This is a genomic window from Rhodococcus sp. LB1 (assembly GCF_001583455.1).
GTDB lineage: Bacteria > Actinomycetota > Actinomycetes > Mycobacteriales > Mycobacteriaceae > Rhodococcus_F > Rhodococcus_F opacus.
The window spans coordinates 1-10843 of sequence record NZ_LTCZ01000075.1; the positions used below are offsets into that span (position 1 = coordinate 1).

The 10843-nt window shown below is 62.6% G+C and carries 12 protein-coding genes and 4 pseudogenes; 11 read left to right on the top strand and 5 right to left on the bottom strand.

What is annotated here, in order from left to right; translation table 11 throughout:
- Nucleotides 1-672 precede the first annotated feature (672 nt).
- The 8 genes and pseudogenes from AZG88_RS55540 to folP all read left to right on the top strand — a co-directional run bounded on the left by AZG88_RS55540 (nt 673) and on the right by folP (nt 5325).
- Nucleotides 673-1222, top strand: a pseudogene (locus AZG88_RS55540) (GntR family transcriptional regulator).
- A 75-nt stretch (nt 1223-1297) separates the two neighbouring features.
- Nucleotides 1298-1501, top strand: a complete 204-nt coding sequence (locus AZG88_RS13475) for a response regulator transcription factor (protein ID WP_061697974.1) — start codon at nt 1298-1300, stop codon at nt 1499-1501.
- A gap of 256 nt (nt 1502-1757) precedes the next feature.
- The gene (locus tag AZG88_RS53560; protein WP_231913973.1) at nt 1758-2021 is read left to right on the top strand and encodes a PIG-L deacetylase family protein; all 264 of its coding nucleotides are present in this window, start codon (nt 1758-1760) and stop codon (nt 2019-2021) included.
- A 4-nt stretch (nt 2022-2025) separates the two neighbouring features.
- Entirely contained in the window at nt 2026-2400 is a 375-nt protein-coding gene (locus AZG88_RS53565) for a PIG-L deacetylase family protein (protein WP_231913974.1), read from the top strand.
- Nucleotides 2397-3103 (top strand): annotated as a pseudogene (locus tag AZG88_RS13485) (4-carboxy-4-hydroxy-2-oxoadipate aldolase/oxaloacetate decarboxylase). The gene AZG88_RS53565 and the pseudogene AZG88_RS13485 overlap by 4 nt, the downstream one beginning before the upstream one ends.
- Nucleotides 3100-3486 carry a protocatechuate 3,4-dioxygenase gene (locus AZG88_RS13490; RefSeq protein ID WP_061697975.1) on the top strand — a complete coding sequence of 129 codons (387 nt, stop codon included), beginning with the start codon at nt 3100-3102 and terminating at the stop codon, nt 3484-3486. The pseudogene AZG88_RS13485 and the gene AZG88_RS13490 overlap by 4 nt, the downstream one beginning before the upstream one ends.
- Nucleotides 3479-4330, top strand: coding sequence for a class III extradiol dioxygenase subunit beta (locus AZG88_RS13495; RefSeq protein WP_061697976.1), 852 nt, complete (start codon nt 3479-3481; stop codon nt 4328-4330). Before AZG88_RS13490 ends, AZG88_RS13495 begins: the two co-directional genes overlap by 8 nt.
- Nucleotides 4331-4712: 382 nt before the next feature.
- Nucleotides 4713-5325, top strand: a pseudogene (folP, locus tag AZG88_RS49805) (dihydropteroate synthase).
- Nucleotides 5326-5775: 450 nt separating this feature from the next.
- Here the strand turns inward: folP and AZG88_RS13500 are convergent.
- From AZG88_RS13500 to AZG88_RS53575, 4 genes and pseudogenes are all read right to left on the bottom strand, one after another.
- Complete coding sequence (locus AZG88_RS13500) at nt 5776-6372, bottom strand: hypothetical protein (RefSeq protein WP_331712260.1); 597 nt, start codon at nt 6370-6372, stop codon at nt 5776-5778.
- 60 nt (nt 6373-6432) lie between these two features.
- The gene (locus tag AZG88_RS53570; RefSeq protein ID WP_269455037.1) at nt 6433-6930 is read right to left on the bottom strand and encodes a transposase; all 498 of its coding nucleotides are present in this window, start codon (nt 6928-6930) and stop codon (nt 6433-6435) included.
- A 61-nt stretch (nt 6931-6991) separates the two neighbouring features.
- Nucleotides 6992-7141: pseudogene (locus AZG88_RS54980) on the bottom strand (transposase); the annotation flags it as partial.
- Nucleotides 7075-7752 (bottom strand): helix-turn-helix domain-containing protein, encoded by a 678-nt coding sequence (locus tag AZG88_RS53575; RefSeq protein ID WP_231913975.1) that lies wholly within the window; start codon nt 7750-7752, stop codon nt 7075-7077. The pseudogene AZG88_RS54980 and the gene AZG88_RS53575, both read right to left, overlap by 67 nt.
- A 415-nt stretch (nt 7753-8167) precedes the next feature.
- Here AZG88_RS53575 and AZG88_RS55280 point away from each other — a divergent pair, with 415 nt between their 5' ends.
- Together AZG88_RS55280 and AZG88_RS13510 are read left to right on the top strand one after the other, a co-directional pair.
- A complete protein-coding gene (locus AZG88_RS55280; RefSeq protein ID WP_331712261.1) occupies nt 8168-8431 on the top strand; it encodes a hypothetical protein in 264 nt (87 codons plus the stop codon).
- Nucleotides 8407-8841 carry an LOG family protein gene (locus tag AZG88_RS13510; protein WP_331712262.1) on the top strand — a complete coding sequence of 145 codons (435 nt, stop codon included), beginning with the start codon at nt 8407-8409 and terminating at the stop codon, nt 8839-8841. The genes AZG88_RS55280 and AZG88_RS13510 overlap by 25 nt, the downstream gene beginning before the upstream one ends.
- Before the next feature lie 81 nt (nt 8842-8922).
- Here the strand turns inward: AZG88_RS13510 and pdxR are convergent, their stop codons facing one another.
- Nucleotides 8923-10332, bottom strand: coding sequence for a MocR-like pyridoxine biosynthesis transcription factor PdxR (pdxR, locus tag AZG88_RS13515; RefSeq protein ID WP_231913977.1), 1410 nt, complete (start codon nt 10330-10332; stop codon nt 8923-8925).
- Nucleotides 10333-10409: 77 nt separating this feature from the next.
- Between pdxR and AZG88_RS13520 the strand changes: the two genes are divergently transcribed.
- Nucleotides 10410-10843 (top strand): carboxymuconolactone decarboxylase family protein (locus tag AZG88_RS13520; RefSeq protein WP_082833301.1); only part of this gene is annotated, 434 nt, incomplete at its 3' end.

Below are 10843 nucleotides of genomic sequence, written 5' to 3' on the forward strand. Positions count from 1 at the left end.
GCATGAAAGCGGCAGGCTAGTGGGCGGACGCCGTCAAGGCGGTGAGCACCGTCGACGACGGGTTTCTGCTGTTATTTCAGCAACGGGACCCCCACACCGGCGCCCTGGGTGCGACCCGTCTGGTTCGGGTCGACCTGCACGGCACCCACCACCCTGGATCCACCTCTGAACATAACGGTGGATTCGTACCCGCCGTTTCTGGCCGTCACACCCCCTGAACACCTCACCCGACTGCCCATGGATCGCCGCCGCGACGACCGAACGGGCAGCCATACTGAGGCCCACGTCGCCCGGAGGTCCGTGCCCACACGACGGCACATTCACGAGTCGCGTCAACACGACCACAGCGCAATCTCCACGCCGGAGTCAGGACAACGGGGACCGCACGTGACGTACGTCCAATGTCGCAGCCTCGCTACGACTACCTGCACGTTTGGGACAAGGCATTCGGAAGATTCACGTTCGGCCATGCTGTCGTACGGTCGATGGGCGCACGCAATTGCGCTCGCCACGCAGCCGAACCGAAATCGCACACGACCTGAATGAACAAAACCGAGCGGAGATGGCCAAATGCCGCCGAAGAATCCTGGTATGAGCAACACCGAGCTAGCCGAGGTGTCTGACCTGATCCGTGCGGCGATCCTCGACGGCGAGTTCGTCCCCAACCAGCGCATGATCGAAGTAGATCTCTGTGCACAGTTCGATGCCAGTCGCGGAGCGGTACGTGCCGCCTTACAGGACCTTGTCGGCGAAGGGCTAGTGGAACGGGTCCCAAACCGAGGCGCACGAGTCCGCTCGATCTCCCACGAGGAGGCTGCCGAGATCACCGAAGTTCGCTCGGTCATTGAGGGGTTATGCGCTGCAAAGGCCGCCAAGAATACCACCGCTGCCGACGTGGTAGAGCTCACCGCGTTGGGCGCCGCTTTAACCACTGCAGCTTCGGCACGCGATGTCTTCGAGTATGCGCGTTTAAGGGAAAGGCTCCACCGTCGAATCCGTGAAATCAGTGCGCAGGGTTCGGCATCAGGTGAGATTGCTGATGCGACCCGTGCTGCTGACCCAGTCATTGCGCGAGCAAACTGAGATTGTCACTCAGATCTGCGCTGGCAATCCGGAAGCTGCGGAAAGAGCGATGCGCCAGCATGTCGGGAGTATCGCCGATGCACTGTACGCAATTCGTTCCGAAGTACACCACTCGGTGCAATCCCTGGGCACCTTGTGAACGCCACACGGGAAGGGCGACTTGCCGCCGATTCTGGTGTGGAGCCGGTAGTGATCGCGTCGGTTCGCGCAGAATGTGGTCTCTCCCCGGTCCGGGCTCGGTTCGCTGAGCGGCCGAGAACGCGAGGTGCTCATTCTCGTCGCTCGCGGCCTGTCCAATCGCGCAATTGCGGCTGAGCTGTCGATCACCGAGCGCACTGCACGTACTCACGTGAGCAACGTCTTGACGAAGATGAACCTCACCTCTCGTACCCAGGCTGCTTTGGTTGCGGTCAAGTAGGGGCTCGTCCAGCCCTGACATACGTCAAATGTGCCAGTCGATCCCGCCGTAACAACAACGAAGAACCCTACTCCCGGCCCATCACTTCGCCCAGTCTTCAGCCATACGGTGAGAGTGTGATGACGTCCTCTCCTCGCAACGACTAGCGGCTCGCCAGCAGAGACGCTGTCGCTCAGTGCAGGTGGCGTTGTCACCGATGTTGAATCTCTTCGGCTCACGTTTGTCTAGGACTCACCACACACCCTCAGGAGAAGACATGACCAGCAGGTCGTCCAAATCAATCGTGGTGCTCAGCGCCCACTCCGGTGACTTCGTATGGCGCGGCGGAGCCATCTCTCTCGCGGCAGAGGCCGGCGCCGACGTCCGCGTAGTTTGCTTGAGCTTCGGCGAGCGCGGAGAGTCGCAGGGCCTATGGGCAGATCCAAACATGCCCCTCGAAACTGTGAAGATCGCGAGGCAGAAGGAGGCCGCCGCGGCGGCGGAGATCCTCGGCGCCTGGCCAAGCCGGACTTCCTACTGACCATGTGGCGAACGATCCATATAATCGCGATCACAACTTGGCCCACGAAACGCTCTTGCGCGCACGAATGGTCGCCCAGGCTCAGGGACTGAAGACCGATGCACCACCTATCGGCGCACCCCAGGTCCTGATGTTCGAGCCGCACCAGCCGGAGATGTGTGGCTTTGTCCCCAATCTTCTGCTCGACATCACTGGAGTCTTCGATCGGAAGCAACGCGCGATGCAGTGCATGTCAGCGCAACAACACCTGGTGGACTACTACACCGATCTAGCGAAACGCCGAGGTGTGCAAGCTGTTCGAAATGGCGGCGATCGATCGATCAAGTGCGCCGAAGCCCACCAACGGGTGTTTCCTGTGGTCAGCGAGGAACTGATATGAGAAATGTTGTCGTTCGGTCTTCCGCCGCACCGGATGCGTCCGCAGTTGCCACTCTCGCTGGGCTCGGTGTCTCCACCACTCATGAGGTCGCGGGCCGTACGGGCCTGACGGAGCCTGTTCTGCGGCCGATCTATCCGGGAGCACGAATCGCCGGACGAGCAGTGACCGTGCTCAGCCATCCCGGCGACAATCTCATGATCCACGCTGCAATCGAACAGTGCATCGCCGGTGACATTCTCGTCGTGTCAACCACCTCACGCTCCACGGATGGAATGTTCGGTGACTTGTTTGCCGCTGCTTTGCAATCCCGAGGAGTTCTCGGGCTCGTCACCGACACCGGCGTTCGTGACGTGCCACGTTGAGAGAAATGCAGTTCCCGGTCTGGTCTCGCGCTGTACACGCACAAGGAACCGTCAAGAACACTCCGGGGTCGGTCAACGTACCGATCGTCGTGGCTGGAATGACAGTTCGTCCGGGTGACGTTGTGGTGGCCGACGATGACGGTGTCGTCATCGTGCCACGCATCGACGCCCCCGCAGTCGCCGCCGCGGCCGAGAAGCGCGAGGCGTTGGAGGCAGAGAAGCGAAAGCAATTCGAAAGCGGTGTCCTCAGCCTCGATCTCTATGGTCTGCGCGCCAAGCTGGAAAGTCTGGGTGGCGAGAACGTCGACGAGTCCGAACTTGATCTTGGACGATCGCGATGATCGACGCGTCCCAAGGGCAACCGATCTCATCACCCGCGACCCGGAAAGCCCGAGATACGTATCTCTTCACTCTCGCTGAGAGCCGGCGTGGGTTCGCCATCAACAGTTTGTGCGCCTCACTGTGTTCAGCGGAGAACCGCGCAGAATTCTTGGCAGACGAATCAACCTACTGCGACAAGTTCGGGCTGGCACCGGAGCAAAAGCGTGCGATCTGCGAACGTGACTGGATCAGCATGCTCGATCTCGGTGGATCGATCTTCTACACCTTCAAGCTTGCGCAACTCGACCACAAATCGATGCAGTATCTGGGCGGAGTCTTCACAGGGATGACCTCGGAGGACCTCGCCGCGGCGATGCGTTCAGGAGGACGGAGCTTTGGCTGAGATCATCTGGGGTCTTGCCACCTCCCATGTACCGTCGATTGGGGCGGCGATGGACAACAACCGCACATCCGACCCGTACTGGCCTCCGCTGTTCGACGGCTATGAACCGGCTCGGAAGTGGATGGCGGAGAATACTCCCGACGTTGCGATCGTCGTCTACAACGACCACGCCAACGCCATCGACCTCGATGTCGTTCCCACCTTCGCCATCGGTACGGCCGACCTGTACCCAGTAGCTGACGAAGGATGGGGTCCACGCCCCGTTCCTACTGTCCTTGGTGCGCCAGAACTCAGCGAGCACCTGGTCAAGGAGTTGATCGACGACGGGTTCGACATCACCGTCTGCCGCGAATTCAAGGTCGACCACGGCCTCACTGTCTCAATGTCGGTGTACTGCCCCGACCCGGGAACAGCATGGCCTTGCCTTGTGATTCCTCTGATCGTCAACGTCATCCAGTATCCGCAGCCGACCGCCGCACGCTGCCACGCATTTGGAAAGGCCCTCGATGAGGCCATACGGTCTTTCCCCGAAGGACTCAAGGTAGCAGTGTTCGGAACGGGCGGAATGTCCCATCAGCTCGCTGGTGCACGAGCCGGCCTGATCAACGAACCGTTCGATCGCATGTTCCTCCAAGCGATTGAGGTGGACCCCGTGTCGCTTACTGAGTTGACCCTGGAGGACTATGTTCGTGAGGCCGGCTCGGAAGGAATTGAGTTGACCATGTGGCTTGTCATGCGGGGCGCGCTCGACGAGCAAGTCACCCGCATCCATGAGGCCTACCACGTTCCAGCATCCAACACCGCCGCTGCGTTGGCACTATTCGACAACAGGATCTCAATCTGAAATGCTCTGGCGCCTAGCCTGACTCGACTTTGCTGTTGCGAGTTCAGCTTCCCGAGGGGTCGGCGATTCGACCTGTGGACATCATCGCCAGTCATCGACTCGGGTTGAGTTCACCGCCAGGCTGCTCGCGTACGGGGTCGGCGGTTGATCAATCAGGCGCTGATGGACTCTCGTGCCCTCGGGAAGGACCAAATCTGGATGCACGTTCGAACCGCGACGGATCCGGAGAGCATCCAACGAAAGCGAGGGAACGATGCACAGGACAACTGCTGGGCGACGGCATGCCACCATCAATGTACCTGGAACCGGCGAAATTGACTCTACGGAAGTCGATCCCCGGGTCGTCATCGTTGATCCGAACCCGGGAGCGCGCTGTCTGGTGATGGGCATCGTCAATGTCACTCCGGACTCATTCTCCGACGGCGGCCTGGCAGATACGCCCGGATCCGCGGTTCGACGGGCACTGTCGCTCGCCTCGGAGGGTGCCGACATCATCGACATCGGCGGGGAGTCCACTCGACCGAATGCCGCACGCGTGACGGGCGAAGAGGAACTCGCCCGAGTTTTTCCCGTCATCAGATCCATTGCGTCCGCCGGTGTCCTGGTCAGTGTTGACACCATGCGCGCGGAGGTCGCGGTCAACGACGTCAGCGGCGGACTGGCCGACCCGGCGATGGCCGCGACCGTCGCGGACCTGGGTGTGCCGTTCATCGCCATCCGTCTACGACGATGTCGTCGCCGATGTCGTCACCGAACTCGCCGACCGCCTCGACGCCCTGATTGGTGCCGGGATCCGCGAGGACCACATCGTTCTCGACACAGAATTGGGATTCGCCAAGACAGCCGAGCACAATTGGGCGCTTCTGATCCATGTGAACCGCCTTCTCGAGCTCGGCAGACCTGTACTCGTCGGAGCGTCACGAAAAGCATTCGGGACTGCCCAACCCGGTACGCCGCGTCACCTGGCGTGGTCAACGGTCAGCCACGAACTTTGACTACAAGCGAGCGACTGTGAGTCGGTGATTTGAAACCAGCAGTGCTGGAGAGCGGGCATGAGTCCGGTGAGATTGATTGCTGCCGCTTTCACGCGCAGCGTCACCCGGTCGGCGCGTTGCTGGCCGCTTCACTCGAGGGGTAGCGCCCGTGCGATATCTACGAGAACCTTTCTCGGCGGGTCGAAAACCCTGATCACGGGGTAGTCCGGCCATGGCTCCACCCAGCGCTCCGTGGCAGTCACAACGCACTCCGAAGAATCGGCTGGACTGCGCCGGCCGTGGGACCCGCTCTCCAGGCGACGCGGCCATTATCCGGTCGTATCTCCATGCGGCTGCTCCGGCGCTGACTTCCCTTGCCGGCGGCAGCGACGTCGAGCTGCACCGCAGTGACGCGGCCGTGCCCCTTGCCCAGCCCGTCGTACCCTGCAACACGGGATTCGATCCGTAGATCTACACCATCCCACCGCCCCTCGGCGACATCCAGTACCGCGCCCGTGACACGTGCCCGCGCAATAACCGCTCTCGCTCTCGTTGGAGTGACGGCCGTGCCTGAAAGTCCCAGAATGACCAGGTCCATGCCCTCGAGAAGGAGAACGCCACGTCGACGGCGCTGTCCCCCGGGTCGGGGATTGTCGCGACCCGGGAGAGATCTGCTCCCATTTCGAGGGCCGCGAGCAGTCCGAGCCCTGGCATTCCTATTACCGCGGCGTGCCCACCTCCCTCGGTCACGGAGGCAAGCAGTCCGACAAGAACGGAACTCGTACCGCTGACGTGGATCACCGTCCCGCGGACCAGGCCGCATCGGCGAAGTAGCTCCTGGAAAGGCGCCGGGACAGGCAGCAGCCGCAAGGTTGATGTTGCGGTGGCAACGATTGGTGTCGGCTCGTCGGCTGCGGGAAGGACAGCGGGGGATGCGGTGTCTGATCGGGCGGGTATTGCGGCCATCTTCTTTCGAAGCAGCGCGACACGCTCCGCCTTGGTGAGTGTCGGCGCGCTGCGTTGCTCCTGGTCCGCAGGCAGTCCGCTCATGCTGATCTGCCCTTTCATTGCTCCCTGACCGCAAGTGTACTCGAACGGATGCGGCCGTCCTGACCCTTTGGTGGGCGATTAACGTTGTGGAAGAGGTGGGCACGCCCCTCCTCGTGTCAGTGTCGCCATCGCAATCAAGGCCTCTGGGCTGTGAAATCCGTAGGATCGCTTCGTCAGTGACCGCAGGTGGGTGTTGTTGGCCTCGACGCGGGCATTGGACAGGTCGTATTCGATTGCGTTGAGGATCTCGCGCCGATAGCGAGCGATGCTGTTAGCCAGGCCTACAAGTTCCGGGATCCGACTGTCCTGGGCCATCTGCATCCATGCTCGCAGTCGTACCGAGGCTCTCTTCTTCGAACCGGAATAGACATGTTGCAGTTGTTCTTTCATGACATAGCCTCGACACAGTTCGCTGTTTCTGTCCTCGAGGATCTTTGCTCGGACTGATATCTGCGCGGGGGTGAGATTCTCGACGTTCTTCAACAATGCCCACCGCAGCTGCCGTCGATCCCGGTCGGTGAATCCCCACAGCCGCGACAACACACGCGACCGCAGTCGGTCCAGGGCCCGCGTCACACTGAATAACGTGAAACGGATCCATACACCGCTTCACCTGCGGCGCCCTACCGCGCACGGTCGAGGCGATCCACTTCGCAGCATCAGCACTGATGTGTGTCAGACGAGCTGTGCGTTCTTCACCCAACTCGTCGAAGAATCGATTCAAGGTGCTCTCGTTGTGCCCTTCGGCTGCCCATACGAGTCGGCCTGTGTCATGATCGACCACCACGGTGAGGTATCGGTGACCTTTCCGGTAGGCAATTTCGTCGATCCCCAAGCGCCGCAATCCCTGGAGCCGATCAGTACGCCCGACAGCATCGCCGACGACCGGGTGACGATCCTGGTCACAGATCGCCACGCCACTCGGGCGTACTCGCACACCGACGTAGCTGGACTGTGTGCGGCCAACCACGCCACGTTGTCGTCGAACGCCCTGGTCATGTTCGCAGCCGGCCGTGCCCACGGCACCATCTCGGTCACCACGCCGTGCTCGGGGCATCGAATCCTCGATACCGAAGCTCGTACGAAGCACCGCATGCCGCCCATATCCAGGTGACGCCACTGTCGAGGTCGATTCGGGCGATCGTATCCAGGGCAGCGCTGTTCACAATGTGGACAGCGGGACCGCACCGACGCGTGCGGCTCGAGGGTCACCACAATCACGGGCCCTCGTTCGTCGTCCGTGAATGCGACATCGATTATCCGGGCCCTGTCGATTCCCAGCAGTTTCTGCAGTATTCTGGCAGCGCGCAACGCCTTCTCCCTTAGGTCTTGTCTTCGCAAACCAAAACCTATGCGAGAGAGGGCGTTGCGTCTATCAGGCTCGCGGAGATCACCCATCAAAGGGTCAGAAGAGCCACACACTTTCGAGTCAATGGTTTCACGCCATCGGTATCGGGTCTCCGAGGAGGACGAGAACGCCCGCGACCTCGCAGCCGGCGGCTGAGTGTGCTTGTGTCAGAGTCTTGTACAGGGCTGTCCCCACCACACGTAGGTCCACCGCGACCCAGCGCGCGAAGACGCACGCGCTCGACCGCGGGGTGTCGAAGGACCGCGGGTTCCGGCGTTCCGGGGGAGCGTTCTGCGAACGGGCGCGGTGCGCGATTCTGCTTCTGGATGCAGCTCCTGCTCACACTGACCTCTACCCACCTCCCTCCGACCACCATCGCGATCAGCAAGGGCCCCTGCCGGACCACATCGACCTCCGGAGACGGCCGCCGATGACCGGACTTCACCGGCCTGATCGGGATGACCAATGACGGACCACGCGCACATGCTCGACCGTGACGGTGCGCCCGCCTGCGGCGATCAAGACTCGTTTTATGTTGTCCCCCTTGCACCTTCAGCATCGCGCATCGCCGCACTCTTATCAGAGTCTTATAGTTCGACCATGAACATTTGCGTCTTCCTCTCCTCCGCCGACCTCGATGAGCGCTATACCCGACCGGCCCGCGAGTTCGCAGAACTCATCGGAAGCGGCGGCCATACCCTGGTATGGGCGGATCCGATACCGGGCTGATGAAGGTTGTCGCCGACGGAGTACGAGAGTCCGGCGGACGGCTCGTCGGGATCTCGGTCGACTTTCTCCGGGACTTTGCCAGGGAGGATTCCGACGAGATGGTGATCGCCAAGGATCTCGCCGAACGCAAAGCGCTGCTGCTCGCCAGATCGGATGCCGTGGTGGTGATGGTCGGCGGCCTGGGCACGCTGGATGAGGCGACTGAAATCCTGGAGTTGAGGAAACACGGACTGCTCGACAAGCCGGTGGCTCTGCTGAACACGGTGGGCTTCTATGACGGGTTGATACTTCAGCTTCGGCGGATGGAGGACGAGGGGTTCCTGCCGGTGCCCCTAGTGGAGCTGGTCTTGATCGCCAACGAGGGTGCCGACGCACTCGCCCACCTCGAGGATTCCCTCGGGAGCCGGTGATGGAATCATGCCGCACTGAACACATTGGCGCCTCGGGTGCGAACCGACTGTGAGCAGCATCGGGCTGGGGCAGCGCCTTGTCTAGGGCATCACCCTGCACAATGCGTCCAGCGCACCTGCCCACGCACTGTCCGAGGGAGCCGCGTAGTTGACCACCAACGCGTCCCGCCCGGGCAACTGCCACTCGGCGTCCGCCACTTCGTAGCGGAACTGCGCGATCCCGCTGACCGCCAGTCCTTGCCGGGCCGCCGCCTCCACGACCCTGCGCTCGGTCCCGCGCGGGAGTTCGAGGACCGCTTGCAGCCCGGCCGCCATGCCGGTCACACGGACGTCGGGGGCCCTCTGTGCCAGGGCCGCGACCAGTTGGTCACGGCGGCGCCGGTAGCGCAGCCGCATCGAGCGCACATGACGGTCATACGCGCCCGATGCGATGAACTCCGCAAGTGTCAGCTGCTCCAGCGCACTCGACATGTAGTCGCCGTGCGCCTTGGCCGTCACGATCTCCGGGATGAGTTCCTCTGGTAAGACCATCCAGCCGAGCCGCAACCCCGGCGCCAGCGACTTGCTCACCGAACCGAAATACACCACCCGCTCGCGGTCGAGGCCCTGCAGAGCACCCACCGGCTGACGGTCGTATCGGAACTCCCCGTCGTAGTCGTCCTCCAAGATCAGCCCACCGGTCGCACGCGCCCAGTTGACCGCCGCCGTGCGCCGGTCCGGGCTGAGCGCGACCCCCGTCGGATACTGATGCGCTGGAGTCGTCAAAACAGCACCTACTCCACGCAATCGTGCCAACTCGTCTGTACGGGCACCATATTCGTCGACATAGAGGGGCGGGGTACGCAGGCCTGCGCCGGTCAGCAGGTCCCGATAGAGGTCGAGACCGTACGACTCGACTGCCACCGCCTGCACCCGCCGCGCCCTGAGTGCCTGCGCCAGCAACGTCAGACCATGGTGGAAACCGGAACAGATGACGACCCGCTCCGGCTCGGCGTACACCCCACGGGCCCGCGCCAGATAGTCCGCCAGGGCGGTGCGCAGCTCGACCCGGCCGAGGGCATCGCCGTAGCCGAACGCGTCGTGCGGCGCCGCGGTCAGAGCGCGGCGGGCCGCGGAGAGCCACTGCATGCGCGGAAAGTCCGTGAGGTCCGGTGAACCCGGCAGCAGTCCATACGTGGGACGGCGCTGGGTCGGCCTCGCACGGGCAGCCGCGGGCGCGGCCGTGCGCGCCTCGGCCCGCCTGGCCACCCATGTCCCGGAACCCTGCTGCGCGCTGAGCCAGCCCTCCGCCACCAGTTCGGCGTAGGACTCGGTCACGGTATTGCGTGAGATACCGAGATCGGCGGCGAGCGAGCGAGACGCCGGCAGCCGGGTGCCAGGCGCCAGACGCCCCGTACGCACGGCCTCTCGCAATGCGTCCGTCAGGCCAGCGCGCAGCTTGGGTCCGTTCAGTTCCACCAGCAGGTCGGCACCGAACCCGGAAGGTGGCAAGCCCCCAGAATTGGTATGAATATCTGGCATAGAAATGGACCATACTCTAGAGCCACTCGGGACATAGCGTTGCTGGCATGACGATGAACGAAGTACACGAAAGCACTGAACTTCTCCCCGAGCACGCACCCCGCCTGGACTGGGCAAAGTTCGCACCCGAGGCCTACAAGGCCATGATCCGCCTCGACACGGCCGCAGCGCTGGGCGTCGAGTCGACGTTGCTCAACCTGGTCAAGATCCGCGCGTCCCAGATCAACCGCTGCGCCTTCTGCCTGGACATGCACAGCAAGGACGCACTGGCCGCCGGCGAATCGGCGGAGCGGATCATCCAGCTCAACGCATGGACGGAGTCGAAACACTTCTACACGGCGAAGGAGATCGCAGCGATCGAGTTGACCGAGGCGATCACCGTACTCACGGACGGATTCGTCCCTGACGAGGTGTACGCGAAGGCCGCGAACGAGTTCGACGATACCGAGTTGGCTCGACTCATCGTCGCGATCGCGACGAT